General features: G+C 52.1%; 11 protein-coding genes and 1 pseudogene. 5 read left to right on the top strand and 7 right to left on the bottom strand.

The features are described 5' to 3' along the window. Nucleotides 1-113 precede the first annotated feature (113 nt). Nucleotides 114-302, top strand: a complete 189-nt coding sequence (locus V7775_RS11840; protein ID WP_335752107.1) for a hypothetical protein — start codon at nt 114-116, stop codon at nt 300-302. Between the two features lie 375 nt (nt 303-677). Here V7775_RS11840 and V7775_RS11835 read toward each other — a convergent pair whose 3' ends face one another. Beyond that, the gene (locus V7775_RS11835) at nt 678-4,628 is read right to left on the bottom strand and encodes a DUF2891 family protein (RefSeq protein ID WP_335752106.1); all 3,951 of its coding nucleotides are present in this window, start codon (nt 4,626-4,628) and stop codon (nt 678-680) included. A 529-nt stretch (nt 4,629-5,157) separates the two neighbouring features. Between V7775_RS11835 and V7775_RS11830 the strand changes: the two genes are divergently transcribed. The 4 genes from V7775_RS11830 to V7775_RS11815 all read left to right on the top strand — a co-directional run bounded on the left by V7775_RS11830 (nt 5,158) and on the right by V7775_RS11815 (nt 8,812). Continuing rightward, entirely contained in the window at nt 5,158-5,811 is a 654-nt protein-coding gene (locus tag V7775_RS11830; protein WP_335752105.1) for a DUF2461 domain-containing protein, read from the top strand. A 524-nt stretch (nt 5,812-6,335) separates the two neighbouring features. Then, nucleotides 6,336-7,223: a DMT family transporter gene (locus V7775_RS11825; protein ID WP_335752104.1), complete on the top strand. Its 888-nt coding sequence runs from the start codon at nt 6,336-6,338 to the stop codon at nt 7,221-7,223. Between the two features lie 678 nt (nt 7,224-7,901). After that, nucleotides 7,902-8,366 (top strand): hypothetical protein, encoded by a 465-nt coding sequence (locus V7775_RS11820; RefSeq protein ID WP_335752103.1) that lies wholly within the window; start codon nt 7,902-7,904, stop codon nt 8,364-8,366. Then, a complete protein-coding gene (locus tag V7775_RS11815) occupies nt 8,363-8,812 on the top strand; it encodes a hypothetical protein (RefSeq protein ID WP_335752102.1) in 450 nt (149 codons plus the stop codon). The genes V7775_RS11820 and V7775_RS11815 overlap by 4 nt, the downstream gene beginning before the upstream one ends. A gap of 549 nt (nt 8,813-9,361) precedes the next feature. Here V7775_RS11815 and V7775_RS11810 read toward each other — a convergent pair. The 6 genes and pseudogenes from V7775_RS11810 to V7775_RS11785 all read right to left on the bottom strand — a co-directional run bounded on the left by V7775_RS11810 (nt 9,362) and on the right by V7775_RS11785 (nt 16,118). Further along, nucleotides 9,362-9,712, bottom strand: a complete 351-nt coding sequence (locus V7775_RS11810) for a RidA family protein (RefSeq protein ID WP_335752101.1) — start codon at nt 9,710-9,712, stop codon at nt 9,362-9,364. Further along, nucleotides 9,709-11,622 (bottom strand): annotated as a pseudogene (locus V7775_RS11805) (AMP-binding protein). The gene V7775_RS11810 and the pseudogene V7775_RS11805 overlap by 4 nt, the downstream one beginning before the upstream one ends. 11 nt (nt 11,623-11,633) lie before the next feature. Beyond that, nucleotides 11,634-12,383, bottom strand: coding sequence for an SDR family NAD(P)-dependent oxidoreductase (locus V7775_RS11800; protein ID WP_335752100.1), 750 nt, complete (start codon nt 12,381-12,383; stop codon nt 11,634-11,636). A gap of 4 nt (nt 12,384-12,387) precedes the next feature. Next, on the bottom strand, nt 12,388-14,034 hold the full coding sequence (locus V7775_RS11795) for a hydantoinase B/oxoprolinase family protein (protein WP_335752099.1): 1,647 nt from the start codon (nt 14,032-14,034) through the stop codon (nt 12,388-12,390). After that, entirely contained in the window at nt 14,034-14,390 is a 357-nt protein-coding gene (locus tag V7775_RS11790; RefSeq protein ID WP_335752098.1) for a hypothetical protein, read from the bottom strand. The genes V7775_RS11795 and V7775_RS11790 overlap by 1 nt, the downstream gene beginning before the upstream one ends. 18 nt (nt 14,391-14,408) lie before the next feature. After that, entirely contained in the window at nt 14,409-16,118 is a 1,710-nt protein-coding gene (locus V7775_RS11785; RefSeq protein WP_335752097.1) for a hydantoinase/oxoprolinase family protein, read from the bottom strand. Nucleotides 16,119-16,120: the final 2 nt, after the last annotated feature.

The raw sequence follows: 16,120 nt of genomic DNA, 5'->3' as shown, positions 1-16,120 counted from the left end.
CAATGACTGCTTCGGCGGCATGGGCTGCAACGCAGCAACAGCCATGCCGCAGATGCGAGGGTTTTCTGCGTGAGCAATAGCTGCGCCTGCAAAAGTCCGGAAAGTCCCGCATTGTGTTAGTTCGCGACCTGCGCAGCGAAGGTCGGCTGTCGCAAATTAGCATCGAAGACAGTGGGTCTGCTTTGGGCTGGGAGCTGCCGTTAGACGCCATTTGCATCAACGGCAGCTATGCGCAGAAATCCGTGCTGATAATTCCGACCTTGGCAGGCGTGTTCTACAAATCTGAACAGGGGCGCCAATAGGTAGCGATGTGTACCCGCAGTTCGTCCGCGGGTTCATAACTTGGTTCGCTAACGGTTTATTGTTCGACCGCAGAGGTACTTTCCCAGCGCAGAGCCACAATGTTGATCCAGCAGACGCACGCTTGAGGCGCTATGAGGATTGCCATGAATTGTTAGAAGGATGGCTTATCGCCATCCACCATCTGCAAGCCATGCACGCGACCATTCATACAATTGATTGAGGAACTGCGCCGCGCAGGAGATATCGCCTAAGATAGACGCGAAAAGAACCACTGTTCACAGAAAACAATATCAAGAAGACCTCAGCGTCTTGAACTAAAAACGCGATCTATTTTTGTTGCCAAATAATAAAACCGTGCCCGCGGATTAACTTGTTCAGAACAGGAAATCTTCTTCCTCAAGTTCTTCTTCGGATTGAATGGTGACCAACCTGCTTTCGTCTCCTATGTCGAGGTTGAAGGTGGTTACGCTTCCATCAAAGCTCAGCGCTTCCATCAATTCTGCGGGGTCTGAAAATATCGACCCCAATGTTGAGACATCAATTTGATCAACCTCTGCGTTGTACCCAAAGTCAGTGATCTGCAATGCGCCTGCTTCGGCGGTTACAGAAAAGATGTCGTCACCGGATCCGCCAGTCAACGTGTCATTACCTGCACCAGCACTCAACACGTCATTGCCGCTGCCACCATTGAGCAAGTTGTCCTCAGCGTCCCCAACAAGCGTATCATCTCCGCCGCCAGCCAATATATTTTCTATTCCCGTATAGATGTTGCCATGTTGATCCGATCCAGCGGCAAGATCGATGTTAAAATCGAAAGCGCTGACTGGGGAATTCTCGATGTCATAGGTGTCGTTGCCCGAACCACCAATAAAGACATCCCCGGTGCCATCATCAAACCCGGCCAGCAGCGTGTCATCACCTGCCCCGCCATCCAGCGTGTCTTTTCCGCCCGAACCATCCAGTACGTCATCGCCAGCACCGCCTGTAAGTTCATCATCACCTGCGCCACCAGTCAGCACCAGATCCGACACTTCTGGCACAGTTGGTTCTTCAGGATCAACGGGGTTAGAACCAGTCGCCTGCCAGTCTTCTATTTCTGCGGTCAAACTCCCGTCCGGGTCATCGACTGGAATTTGATCAGGTAGGTCCGCTCCGAAGGACGCAAAATTCGGCAGCCAATGACCTGGTCCGATGCTTTCGCCCATTTCAGCAGCATAGGTTTCCGTCCACTCCATAACATTGGAGTAAGCGTCATGAAATGCGGGGTTCTCCGTCTCAACAAACATCGCCCAATACCCGTAAGCAGATGAAATTGCGATACCTGCGGAATGCGAGAACCCAATCCCAGCGTCCAGACGGGCGCCTTCGGTATCCAACAACGCATCGAGCGATCCGTCGGTCACACTTTCCAGCATTTGGTTGTGAATATCCTGGTACAATTGCGTGTCTGTCGATCCGGCAGTCACATGAGCATAGGCAGACAGGGATAGCGACGAAAAGAAATCACCCTCCGCGATTGAAGTGTCGCCATTCACATCTGTATCGGCCTGTATTTGATCAAAGATATCCAAATACCGTGCCTCAGCTTCGGTATCTCCTTGATGTTGTGCATATTGGATGAGGTTCGCGACTTTCCAGTTTGCATCATTATAGGACCCGTCCCCCAGATTGGAGGAACCGTTTGCTATTTGCTGAACCAGATCTGCTTCAAGCTCGGCGGCAAAATGCTCTCCGGCGGGAGCCAAATTGTCGATGCCATTGTCCTGCAGCTTGGTGTCCAACTTCAAAAGCCACGCCCAGCCGTACGGATCGTCAAAATTCAGCTCGATTTCACTTTGAACATCTTCGGTTGAAAAACGTTCATCCGCAAAGGCCTGCAAGCCTGCTTGATCACCAGTCGCCTCAAAAGCTGCGACATTAGCAAGATGTCCATGGACGCTAGAATGCCAATCAATCGATCCGTCGAAAATTGGTGCGCTGGAATTGCCTTGAGCATCGATATAGAGGTCCGCCGCAGCATCAAAGGTTTCGAGTAAATCAATATCAACAACACCGTTCAGGTAGGGTGCCGCAACGACAGGCTCCTCAGGCGTTTCAGGATCGACAGGAGGTGCGCCTGCGTCCTGCCACAGCACTTCTGTTTCCGTCACGACCAACTCAATGTCGTGCCGGCTGACCTCGATACCATCCGCATCAGCGCCAATGACTGACACCTCGTAGATGTGATCGCGGTCCATATCCCAGACCTCGTCAAAATTGGGATTAAACCAATTCTGGTAGGACACATCACCCGTATCAGCATCTATCACAAAAACGCCTGTGTCTTCACCAATGAGCGTATAGGTCAAACCATCAACGTTTGGGCCAGCAAAGGTGTTGTCGTCTGCGGTGGGATCAGTGGGGCCGTCCCCGTCATCGGGGTTTTCGCCCTCAACCGCTTCTTGCCATACGACTTCTGTTTCGCTTACGGCCAACTCGATGCCCTGTCGGCTAACTTCATCACCATTCGCGTCGGTGCCCACAACGGACACTTCATAAATATGATCTCGGTCCGCATCCCAAACTTCGTCATAGTTGGGCGTAAACCAATTTTGATAGGAGACATCGCCAGTATCTGGATCGATGACAAAAATCGCAGCATCATCCCCGGTCAGTGAATAGGTCACACCATCAACGTTGTCGCCAGCATAGGTATCTTCACCCGGCTCGCCATCGTCCGTTTCGCCGCCCCCATCGCCTGTTCCATCATCGATCACAGCATCTTGCCAAACGGCATCAGTTTCGCTGACGACAAGCTCCAGGTGTTGCGCACTAATTTCGACGCCATCGGCATCCGTTCCGATGACGGACACTTCGTAGATATGATCGCGGTCCATGTCCCAAACTTCGTCATAATTGGGCGTAAACCAATTTTGATAGGCCAGATCGCCTGTTGTCGCATCAACGGTAAAAACACCTGCGTCTGCGCCTGCAAGGGTATATACGGTTCCGTCGCCACCAGTATCACCGCCGCCGTCGATAGTGTCCTCGCCGTTGCCACCCGTCAGGGTTTCTTCACCTATCATCTCGCCATTATCAGCATCGAACCACGACACGCCCGTTTGGGTGACGACCAGTTCAAGATTGCTGCGGTCTATTTCGACCCCATCAGTGTCACGCTCAACAACGGAGACTTCATAGGTGCGGTCGCTATTGGCATCCCAGACCTCACTGTATTGCGGCGTGAACCAGTCGATATTACTGATTGAACCGTCGTCCGCGTCTACAAGGAAATACCCTGCGTCTGGCCCCTCAAGTACAAAGGTATCCATGCTCGTGTCATCCGGATCACCGCCCGAACCACCGCCATCGCCACCACCGCCAAACTCGGTCGGGCCTTCGCCAGTGTCCGTGCCCGCCAATGCGCCAGAAAGACCCAGATTTTCTGCTGTAAGGGGGCTTTCATGATGAATTGTAATGACAAGAGAACCTCCCGTGACATCCAAATTCAATGTAGTCTGGAATGGTCCAAACGTCATCTGAGAGGAAACTGCCTCGGCTGTATCATAGCCAGCAAGCTCAGATAGATCGATCAGGTCCGCCGCGCCATTGGCGCCAAAATCAGTAATCAGCAGACTGCCCGGCACGTCCTGTACGATGAACACATCGTCACCATCACCACCCGAAACAACGTCATCGTCACCGCCGCCAGAAAGCGTGTCGTTGCCGCTGCCACCGCTCAAAACATCATTGCCACTGCCGCCCAAAAGCGTGTCATCGCCAACGCCAGCGTTCAACGTGTCGTTACCCGACCCGCCTTCGGCATAAAACGACGATCCCGCAGAGTCACCGTCAACAAAATCATTGCCCGCATCCATAAAAATCCGGTCAGAATCTTCGAATACGCCGATGAACGCTAGATCATTTCCGTCACCGCCATGGATTTCATCGTTACCTTGGCTGCCCGCTAAGACGTCATTGCCCGCGCCACCATAGACAGTATCCGTGCCCATGCTGCCAATCAGATGGTCGTCGCCCTCGCGGCCATAAATAAGGTCATCCCCATCACGACCAAAAACATGGTCGTTGCCCGCGCCGGTGTCGATCACATCATTGCCGTACAGGCCCTCAATCTCGTCGTCTCCGTCGCCGCCTTCAAGTGTATCGTCTCCGTAGCCACCGCGCAGCGTATCGTTGCCGCTGCCACCCACCAATGAATCGTCCCCCAGATCCCCAACAAGGCTGTCGTCTCCACCAAGCCCCAGCAGTGTATCTGCACCATCAGTACCTTGTATCGTGTCGCCGTTTTCGCTTCCTGTAACGGGTGCAGTTGGGTCAATTGGCATGCGGATACCTCAGGTAATTAATGATGTGCATAGTGGCGACTGAATAATTCCGCATCTCTATCACGCAAATTGTCCTAAGGTGTCTATTCTTGGTATTTTTCACTAATTTCACAAAAGCTGTCCGTGCGCCGCGCTCAATGTGTGAAACAGCGCCAATTTGTCTTCGTTACAGACACAATGCACGTCGTTCGACGCCATGATCTTGGGTTAGTTCAGTGATTCTTTCGGTAAGGGAACGGACCAAATCGAGCAACCTCCCCGTTCCAAAGAAGGCCAGCTGCAACACCTCAATCCCAATGTGTCATCTTGCAACAAAGGTCCGACATCCGTCCGTTGCGTCGAAGAACGCGAACGACCTAACGCTGTCATTCGATTGTATCGACAAATTTCTGCCGGTTTTCGATCAGCGGACCTTTAAGTCCGGGGCGGAAATTCACAAACTCATAGCCCTTGGCACCAAACGATCTTACAATGGTGCTACGCAAACGCAGACACGCCTCGTGACTGCTGCAATTCAGGAGCTGCGGATATGGTTGAGCCAGAGACATTTACGTTCCTTGCAGATCTTACAACGAACAACCGCAAGGTTTGGATGGATGCACACCGCGAGGGACGTGACGACGCTTTGCGCAATTTTACGGGAATCGCGACGACACTCCATGATTATGCGGATCGTTTTGACCATAACGTGGCTGACGCAAGGATCAAACCAAAGCAAAGTTATTCCAAGTTCTTTCAGGAAGCGCGTGATCGTGTCGGGCCCGGCTTGTACCGCACGGATGTTGACGTATTCGCCAATGCGGGCAACCCATCTGAGGATGTCGGATATTACCTGCATATCGAACCCGGAAATTGCCACGCAGGGGCTGGGCTTTTCCATCCCTCAAAGGCGACACTTGCAAGCCTGCGCGCACGTCTGGTTGACGACCTGCAGGGATTTAAAGAACTCGTGAACGATCCAGAATTCAAAGAGGTATTTTCAGACGGGATTGTCACACGCAAAGCCCTGAATACTGTTCCAGACGGTTTTGACAATAACGATCCGGCCGCGAAGTATTTAAAAATGGTCGGCTTAGGGTGCCGCAAGGACCTGCCAGATGCGCTTTTACTGGAAGACGACGTGATTGAGCAATTAGTTGATATCTTTCGTTCAGCCAGCCCGCTGGTCCGGTATTTTGAGTGAATGCCGTTCATTAAGTTAGGCTTTTACATAATCAATCGGCGCGATGCATCCTTCTCTTTCATTCCTAATGAAAAGGCAGACCATTGGTTAATCCCGAAATCATAGACCTTATTGAGCGCTTTCAGACAGTACTTACTGGTGCTGTTGGTTTCTTAAGGGTCATTTGAACGCTGCGAAACACTCAAACGAACAGCATTTGCGGCAAACTGACACTCGACGAATGACATTGCGGCGTATTTTGGCAGCTGAGTTTTGAAGCTATGTCCGCTTTGGGTTGAAAGTGATTATTAGACGTTTAGCACACCAACGTCCATCAAGTGCGCCGATAGTGGATTTTTGTTGCGAAGAGCGCAGCAGTCAGCTGTGTGGGCTTTGCATCCGTTTGTTAAAAGCAAACCTGTTGCTGGTTGTGATGTGTCCAGATTGACTGCACAGAACGTTTACGTCACTAGTTCAAGCCACTCTTGGGAGTGAAAAGCGATGCATTAGGTGTCGACCAATCTGACGTCTGTATCGGAACGCAAATGATCGCAAACGTTGCAATTGATCGCAAAGCAAACCTGCTTGGCAGCATTTGGATGGTTGCAGCGATGGCCATTTTTGCGATCGAAGACGCGTTCGTCAAAGCGGCGTCTGTTACGCTGCCCGTCGGCCAAGTCTTGATCTTCTTCGGTTTGGGCGGGGCCGTGGCGTTCGCCTGTTTGGCGCGCCTGAACAATGAGCCCTTGTTCATTAATGATGTTGTCTCCAGGCCAATGCGCATACGCGCAATCTTCGAAATATTCGGCCGCCTATTCTATGTCCTCGCCATTGCTTTAACACCGTTGTCATCCGCGACTGTGATCTTGCAAGCAACGCCCTTGGTTGTCGTTGCAGGTGCCGCCTTGGTGTTTGGAGAAAAAGTCGGATGGCGCAGATGGTCTGCAATCTTTATCGGTCTGGTTGGCGTCATCATCATTGTTCAACCCGGGACCAACAGTTTTTCGATGTTATCGATTTTGGCGATTGTCGGCATGATCGGTTTTGCTGGTCGCGATTTAGCAAGCCGTGCTGCACCTGCCACGCTCAGTACATCTATTCTCGGCCTTTATGGTTTCCTATCTATTGTGGTTGCGGGGGCGGCGTTTTCAGTCTGGCAAGGGAAATCATTCGTAGCACCCGACATTCGCATTTCTTTTTTTCTAATTGGGGCGGTTGTGGCAGGCGTCGCCGCATATTCATGCCTCATGAAAGCGATGCGCACTGGCGAGGTCTCTGCTGTGACGCCTTTCAGATACACAAGGTTGCTCTTTGGGATCACGCTAGGTGTTATACTGTTTGATGAACAACTGAGCACTGCAATGATAGTTGGGTCCGGCCTGATTGTCTTTTCTGGACTATTCATTCTTTGGCGCCGCAAATCAGTTGAATAGCTGAAAGATGTAGCGGCCAACTCATCAATGGCGATGACAACAGAGCAACCTCTTGGGAACGACACTACGGGTCATCCATGTCGATGCAAATCTTCTCTTTAGATGATTGATGCTTGCAGATCGCCCGTTTGATGTCTTTGACGATTTTCTCACCATAGCTTGTTTAAATGTGCCAAATTGTCTGTCTCAACTTCTACTCCTCAGTGGTTTAGGTGAGCCAAGAACACCCTCTTATCAAATATCGATATTTGGGCCCTTAGGTGCTGACGTCAGACAGTCGGGTTACGACAAAAATACCGACAGCCGAACAGGCCAGTTGAATTGATATTCACATGTTACGTTCTTACTTAAGCAACCATATGAAAAAATCTTGCGCAAAGGCACAAATGAATAATTCAGGTGTGACACACCATGGGTTCAGGCACGGTTCGCTGCTAATAAGTCGAATAAAATTAGCATGTTGCAGCGCCTCAACCATCTATCAAACTTCGGAGGGAACCGTTCTTTCAGTAGAGAGAATTGACCCCACACACTTGCAGACACAAAGTAGTTCTGATTTCTTGGAAATCTAAGTAAAACACTGTATATGACAACCCACATTAAGCGTCTGCTTAGAAGGCACGTACTCAATTCGAATGGAGACTTCATATTCTAAACATTTTCAGAGGCATCTCCTAAATGGCTGCCAAATATGAAATTATCGACTCTCTGAATTTGAAGTATGTGACGATATCAGGTTCAACAAACCTCGCAGAGTTACGTGATTTAGCACGTAACTATTTAGATGATCCATTATTCTCTTTGGAGCAAAGTCAGCTCATTGACTTGGAGGCCTTAACCGACGCAAAAGCCCGTTTTATGGATGTCTTTACTTTGCGTAATTTTTATCTGCGCAAGTACGGCCCCGTTGATGAACCCGTTCGTGTAGCCATGTACGCTCCTTCAAGCTTAGGCTATGGGGTTTGCCGTATGTTTTCATCCTTAATGTCGGGTCAAAAATTAATGTCGATCAAGATATTTGAACGCAAAAATGATGCTCTAGAATGGTTGGATATTAACCCCTACGGCCCCATCTGGATGGCCGCAAAGGCTTCCATCGATACACCCAATTTACCCAGCAATGCTGCGAGGGTCGAACCTTGAACAATAGTGAAGAACTGGCTCGATCAATCTATCAAGGGTTATTAGAGAAAATACGATTTGCGCTCAATGAAAATAACTTCAGTGCCTACGCATCCTATTTCGCACTACCCCATTTAGTAGAAACATTTGATGCTCAATTCTCCATCGCTACCGAAGAAGAACTTGCTGTCATATTTGATAAAACAAGACACAATCTTGCCCTCGAAAACATTCGAGATTTTGCAAGACACTGTGCAATTGCAAGGTTTGTTGACGATGAGACAATTAGTGCAGGCCACGAGACACGGTTGATTACCGATCAGATGGAGATACAGAACTCTTATCCAGCTCTCTCAATATTAAAGTACATCGATGGGGGTTGGAAAATAACGTCAAGCCAATACGCTGCTTCGAGTTCCAAGTTGCCAGTGAACCTTAGTAAATTGGTGCGCTCAACTCGCCCCTAACGCCTTCCTTGAGCCAAGAGCCACAAGGTTTAGAGATTCTTTTTCAACATGTTACGCACAAAAATTGCCGTCGCAGCAAACAACACTGCGCCGCCAATACACCGCAGCATGACCGCCCTGAAGTCACCCTCTTTCCAAGGCAAGTCACTGCGAAAAAAGAAGTCATACGCATTTAGGAAGGCAAAACAAAGACAGACCATAGCAAGAAAAATTGCCGAGCAATAAAGTACTTTCATGGTGAGTTCATATCCCAGCAGTTGATGGTTCAATAGTCCGCGCGGTTTTTCTGTCTGATACAGACATATTCAACACTACAAATGGAGTATGTAGTGGTCGCTCCCATGGTGCTCAACGCGCTGAACGTTAGTGGCTCTTTTAGCCCCAACAATGCGTGAGGAATATTTCCAAAAACCCCATGTCCAGAGGCTTTTCGGGGCGTAAAAAGGCTCTCGGAGTCGTTCTCTACTATATTCTCTCATGCATCCCAAAAGGCCACGCGATCAGCTAAACGCTTTTCATCTCAACAGCGGTAGCCAGAGCATGTCTCCTTCAATCCGCAGACGGTAAAGCGGCAGTGATGATAATTTCGACCTTAAGCGCTTCACGGGCCAGTTTTGCCTCACCACAAGCGCGCGCAGGCGCATGGCCCTCTGGCACCCATGCATCCCAGACCTCATTCATTTGTGCAAAATACTTCATATCCGACAGCCAGATGATGGCCTGCAAGATATGCTCGCGTCCTGATCCTGCCTCAGTCAGCAATGCATCAATCCGGCTGAGGCAATCGGCGGTCTGCTCTGCAATGTCTTCCCCAGCGCCGACTTGACCACAAAGATAAATTGTACCGTTATGAGTAACGATCTTACTCATCCGTTGGTTGGTGTGTTGGCGTTTAATCATGTCACGTCTCCGATTAGATTGCGCGTATTCAGGGCTTGAGTAATTTCATCTATAATGTCGGAATCATCAATAGCGGCTGGCATTTTATAGGCCGCGTTACCCGCAATTTTCTGGACTGTCCCCCGCAAGACCTTGCCTGACCGCGTTTTAGGAAGGTGCTTAACCTCTACCGCGTGTTTAAAGGTGGCCACCGCCCCGATCTTGGCCCGCACAAGTTGAACCAATTCGCGCTCCAGATCAGCCTCGGCGCGCCCTGCCCCGTCGTTGGTCACAAACAGGCCCAAAGGCATCTGGCCTTTTAGTGGATCTGCTTTGCCAACCACTGCGCATTCAGCAATATCAGGGTGTTGTGCAATGACCTCTTCCATTGCCCCCGTCGACAGACGGTGTCCGGCGACATTGATGATATCGTCGGTCCGCGCCATGATAAAGACATAGCCGTCCTCATCAATAATGCCCGCGTCAGATGTGGCGTAAAACCCGGGGTATTCCTCCATATAGGATGACATAAACTGTTCAGGCGCGTTCCAAAGTGTTGGAAAGCCTGAGGGCGGAAGAGGCAGTTTGCAAACAATATTGCCCAGCGTTCCGGCAGGTACATCGTGGCCATCATCATCTAAAACACGAATGTCATACCCCGGCATCGGTTTGCCGGGTGATCCCAATTTGACAGGAAATGCCCCAAGGCCAACGGGATTGCCCGACATCGGCCAACCCATTTCAGTCTGCCACCAGTGGTCAATCACAGGCCGGTTCAACTTGCCCTGAAGCCATTCAACCTTTGCAGGATCAGAGCGTTCACCAGCCAGAAAAAGCGTGCGGAAATTACTAAAGTCGTAGTCCGCGATCAATGCACCTGTCGGGTCGACTTTTTTAATTGCGCGAAAGGCCGTTGGCGCACCGAACATCGCAACCACTTTGTGTTCTTGCAGGACACGCCAGAATGCTCCGGCATCGGGGGTTCCAACAGGCTTGCCTTCAAACACCAATATTGTCGCACCGTGCAGCAGCGGTGCATAGCAGATATAGGAATGGCCCACGACCCATCCCACATCAGAGGCCGCCCAGAAAACCTCACCCGGTTTTATCCCGTAGTGATGCTCGATCGTCCATTTCAGGGCGACCATATGGCCCCCATTGTCACGCACCACACCTTTAGGTTGGCCCGTCGTGCCAGAGGTATACAAAATATAGAGCAGGTCAGTCGCCGCCACGGGCACACATTCCGCGCTTTCGCCCGCCGCAATGGCAGCATCCACCGCGTGCGCATAATCGACATCGCGTCCCTCGATCAGATCACAGGCTTGCGCGTCACGTTGAAGGATCACATAATGATCCGGCTTGTTCTGTGACAGCTCAATTACCTAATCCAACAGCGGTTTATACGCGACAACGCGGGCAGGTTCGATCCCGCAAGATGCCGAAATCACCACCCGCGGCGCGGCATCATCAATCCGCGTCGCCATTTCCTGCGCCGCAAAGCCACCGAACACCACGGAATGCACAGCCCCCAACCGTGCAAAGGCCAGCATCGCAAATATGGCCTGTGCAACCATGGGCATATAGATCACCACACGATCACCTTTTGTAACACCAAGGCCGCGCAACACCGATGCCAAGGCTCCGACCTGCGTCCGCAGCTCTGCATAAGTATAGGTGGCCTGACTGCCCGTGACTGAACTGTCATAGATCAGCGCTGTGCGCGCGCCATGCCCCGCATCGACATGGCGGTCTACGCAGTTGTAGCAAGTGTTGCATGTCGCTCCATCAAACCAGCGTCCATAAACCCCGCTATCCGGGTTAAATACAGCCGTTGCAGGCGTGAATCAGTCGATCTGCTCTCCGGCTTTGGCCCAGAACGCCACGGGATCATCTTGCCAGTCTTGATAGGTTTCTTCGTAACGCGACATGTCGATGCTTCCTAACAGGTGTAATTCAGACCAAGGCGACCACCATCAACATAGATCGTCTCGCCGGTGACATAGCTGGCCTTTTTTGAACATAAGAACGCAACCACATCCCCGACCTCACGCGCGCTGCCTGCACGTCCCAATGGGGTGCGTGACATGGCCGTTTTAAAGGCATCGGGGTTGGCATTTACGCCTGCCATCATCTCGGTATCAATTGAACCGGGCCCAACCGCATTCACGCGAATGTTGTATTTGGCAAGCGCCAGTGCCGCAACCTTGGTCAACTGCATCACACCGCCCTTTGAGGCGCAATAGGCTGGAATTGCGGGAATGGCGAGCTGAGCATTCACCGAGGACATATTGACGATGGCCCCCTCAATGCCGTGTTCGACCATGGCGCGCCCAGCCAATTGCGTTGCGGTAAACACGCCGCGCAGGTTGATATCGATCACCCGTTCAAAATCCGCCAAATCATAGGTCAGGAAATCACCGGGCATGGCGACCCCTGCATTATTGACCAGCGCCGCCACAACGCCGTGATCCTTTGCTATAACGTCAAACATGGCAATGATCTGGGCAGTGTCACCCAAATCGCATGCATAAGAAGCAACCGCGCCCAATGCTTTGCCCGCCGCCATCACGCCGTCTTCATTGATGTCAGCTAGAATAACACCGTAGCCATCTTCTGCCAAAGCTTCTGCACAGGCATATCCAATGCCTTGCGCCGCGCCCGTGATAAGTGCCAAAGGTTTATCGCCCATCGTTTTATCCTTTATATCCATAGTCTTCTTCGGCCTGCGCAGGTGTGATTTTGCCTGCTCTCAGGTCCTTTTTGATCAGTGTTGTATCACGTGCTTGGGGCGCTCCGTATCCGCCGCCGCCCGGCAGGCTAAGCCGTAAACGTTGTCCGTTTTCAATCAACTGACGCCCCTTGCTGCGTAATTTTGTGCCATCACTCAGCTCAACCCGTCCAGCGGCACCAGAGCCACCCCCATCACGCCCCCGTGCCGGGTTTTCGACGCGGTCAAACATGGCGTTGAAATAGAAATTATATCCTTCACGTGGTTCGATTTCGATGATCTGGCCCAATCCACCCCGGAAGGTGCCAGCACCGCCAGACCCTTCACGCAGGTCCTTGCGCCAAACGGTAATTGGTCCGACATGCTCTGTTGCTTCCACGCTCATGGTCGAAACACCAGATGGGAAGGCCGTCGCCGACAGCCCGTCAAACGCGGGACGCGCACCAGTGCCACCAGAGTTAAACATCAGAACCTCCGCATTGCGTAGATCGCTTTGCGGGTCACTTGGGCGTGCTGAAATCTGGATGTTCCATAAGGCGCTCGCCCCCTCAGCAGGCACCGTTGAAGGCAGTGCCTTGTGCAACGCCCCCAACACGACATCGGGTACAAGGTGCCCCAATACGTGGCGAACCGAAACAGGTGCGGGGCGGCGCGCCGCTAGGATACACCCTTCAGGCGCGGTAATCTCAAACGGTTCTAGGGAGCCTGTATTGTTTGGCACATCCGGCGCAATGGCGCATTTCAAACCGTAACAAGCATAGGCACGGGTGTAGACTTCGGGCACATTCACGCCAAAGCGGCTCATGCCTGAAGTGCCTGCAAAATCCGCTTTGATCCGGTCACCAGCAATATCCAACTGCACCACCATAAGAACCGGAGCATCATAGCCATCAACCTGCATTTGGTGGCTAAAACTGCCATCTGGCACTTCTGAAATCGCCGCGTGAGTTGCCTTGCGGCTCGTCTCGATTACAAAATCGGAAAGGCCGTCCAGATCGGCAATGCCAAATTCGCCCATCATTGTTTGCAAACGGCGATCCCCAACAGCGTTACAGGCCGCCAAAGAATACAAATCACCAACAACTTGATCAGGTTCACGCACGTTGGCGCGCACCAAGCGGATCAAATCCTGGCCAACCTCACCCCGATTTGCGAACTTCATAATCGGGATCAGTAGGCCTTCCTCGTAGACTTCATTCGCATCAGGGCCAAAGCCGCGTCCGCCAATATCAACCACATGCGCCGTGCAGGCAAAAAATCCGATGTGTTGCCCACCCCGAAAGGCCGGAGAGACAACCGTAATGTCATGCAAGTGCCCCGTGCCAAGCCAAGGATCATTGGTGATAAAGACATCCCCGTCAAAGATGTTCTGTGATCCGATTTCACGCACAAAATGTGTGACGCTTTCAGCCATTGCATTTACGTGGCCCGGCGTCCCCGTGACAGCCTGCGCCATCATGCGGCCTTGGCGGTCAAACAGGCCTGCCGATAGATCGCCCGCCTCCCGAACCGAGGTTGAAAACGCGGTCCGGATAAGTGTGGTGGCTTGTTCTTCGACAACCGCAATCAGGCGGTTCCACATGATCTGATAGTCGATATCTGTCGGGGTCATCACACGGCCTCCTTGCGGCGCAAAAGCAAACTGCCATCGCCCTGCCCGATCGCGCAGTAGGCAGATGTGACAATGGTTGTGGTTTCGGTTTCAATAATCACCGCCGGACCTTCGACCGCTTGGCCTGCAGTCATCGCGCTGCGATCTACTTCTTGTGCATCAACCATACGGCGCAGTGCGGCGTCATAGAACTGGCGGGTCCGCAGCGCGGTAACATCTGCGCCCCTATCATGGCGCGTGGCGGGTGCTACATCAGGCAACAGAGAGGCCACAACCAGCGACCAGTTAGTAATTTCGATTGCCAACCCTTCAATGGTCCGGCCAAACAATGTCTGATAGGCCGCCTCAAATGCCAATTTGATAGCTGCGGCATCCTATTGGGCAAATATTACATAGTCCAACGGCACCGGAATTTCCCATCCCTGCCCCGCATAACGCATAAACGCCGTCAGCTTGGTTGTGGTCTCGGCACCTTTTGCACCTTTATCAACAAAACTGCGGGCCTCTGCCTCAAGATCTTTCAACGTCGCATTCACAGCCTGAGCATCAAAAGCATCAATCCGCTGGAACAAACCTTGGCTTGCCTCATAGCTAAATGGCGCCTTCAGGAACCCGATGGCAGATCCAACCCCAGCCCCCGGTGGCACCAGCAATTCGCGAATACCCAGTTTTTCACACAAACGGCAAGCGTGCAGTGGCGCGCCGCCGCCAAAACCAATCATCGTGAAATGTTCAATGTCACGACCATTCTCTACCGTATGGACACGCGCCGCATTGGCCATGTTTTCATCAACCATTTCGGTCACACCAAAGGCGGCCTCACTGGCGTCGATAACCAAGGCATCTGCAAGGCTTGCCGAGACAACCTTTTGGGATGCCTCAACAGATAAAGGGATCGTACCGCCAGCAAAATTTTCGGGGTCAAGCCGCCCCAACAACAGATTTGCATCTGTAACCGTGGGCTCTTCCCCGCCCTTGCCATAACACGCAGGCCCCGGTTCCGAGGCCGCGGAACGCGGACCAACCTGAATACGGCCAAGCGTATCAATCGAGGCAATCGACCCCCCGCCTGCACCGATCTCGACCATCTCAACCACGGGGGTGGAAACGGTCATGCCTGACCCTTTTTTGAAACGGTAGGTCCGCGCGACCTCAAACGTATTGGCGGTCTTGGGCGCGCCATCTTCAATCAGGCAAATCTTGGCGGTGGTGCCGCCCATGTCAAAGGACAATACCTTGTCCAGCCCATGTGCCCGTGCAAAATCGGCCGCAAAAATAGCGCCCCCTGCCGGACCGGATTCAAGCAGACGCACAGGTTGTTCTGACGCTGTCTCAACAGAGATAAGTCCACCCCCAGAGTGCAACATAAACACAGGAGCCGTAACATCGGCCTCACGCAAGCGCGTTACCAAACGGCCCAAATAGTCCGCAACCTGTGGCTGGACGTAAGCGTTTGCAATCACGGTGTTAAAGCGGGGCAATTCGCGCATTTGCGGTGAGATCACCGAAGAAAGCGAAACAGGCAAATCAGGTTTGGCCGCGCGCAATGCTTGGGCCATTTGTACTTCGTGGGCGTCATTTGCGTAGGAATGCATCAGGCCGATCGCCACCGCCTCATATCCGCCAGCCAAAACAACATCAACAATTGCACTGACATCCGCCGGATCAAGCGGCAACAAGACCTCTCCATTTGGTCCCATACGTTCGCTCAAGGTCAGGCGGTCCTCACGCGGAACCATCGGCTCGGGCAATGTCAGGTTCAGGTCATATTGCTCAGACCGGTTTTCGGACCGCATTTCGATAACATCACGAAAGCCCTCAGTGGTGATAAATGCCAGCTTGGCACCACGCCGTTCAATCAATGCGTTGGTCACAAGGGTTGTACCGTGGATCACCTGACTGATTGTGCTTAGTTCGATCCCCGCCTGCTCGGCTGCGATGCCGATCCCGTCTAGAATAGCTTGTTCAGGTTGGCTGTAGTTTGTCAGTACCTTGCAGGTCGACATGCCACCTGGATGCGCAAGCGCCACATCCGTAAAGGTGCCGCCAATATCCACACCAACGCGGGTCATTGAATTTTTCATGG

The organism is Sulfitobacter sp. (assembly GCF_036960155.1).
Lineage (GTDB): Bacteria > Pseudomonadota > Alphaproteobacteria > Rhodobacterales > Rhodobacteraceae > Sulfitobacter.
The sequence above is the reverse complement of the archived record's forward strand: the minus strand, read 5'-3'. Positions and strand labels throughout refer to the sequence as shown.

What these genes read in the sequence shown, in the direction of transcription:
- V7775_RS11835 (WP_335752106.1), bottom strand. Translation starts at nt 4,628, where the DNA reads ATGCCAATTGACCCAACTGCACCCGTTACAGGAAGCGAAAACGGCGAC.
- V7775_RS11830 (WP_335752105.1), top strand. Translation starts at nt 5,158, where the DNA reads ATGGTTGAGCCAGAGACATTTACGTTCCTTGCAGATCTTACAACGAAC.
- V7775_RS11825 (WP_335752104.1), top strand. Translation starts at nt 6,336, where the DNA reads ATGATCGCAAACGTTGCAATTGATCGCAAAGCAAACCTGCTTGGCAGC.
- V7775_RS11820 (WP_335752103.1), top strand. Translation starts at nt 7,902, where the DNA reads ATGGCTGCCAAATATGAAATTATCGACTCTCTGAATTTGAAGTATGTG.
- V7775_RS11810 (WP_335752101.1), bottom strand. Translation starts at nt 9,712, where the DNA reads ATGATTAAACGCCAACACACCAACCAACGGATGAGTAAGATCGTTACT.
- V7775_RS11800 (WP_335752100.1), bottom strand. Translation starts at nt 12,383, where the DNA reads ATGGGCGATAAACCTTTGGCACTTATCACGGGCGCGGCGCAAGGCATT.
- V7775_RS11795 (WP_335752099.1), bottom strand. Translation starts at nt 14,034, where the DNA reads ATGACCCCGACAGATATCGACTATCAGATCATGTGGAACCGCCTGATT.
- V7775_RS11785 (WP_335752097.1), bottom strand. Translation starts at nt 16,118, where the DNA reads ATGAAAAATTCAATGACCCGCGTTGGTGTGGATATTGGCGGCACCTTT.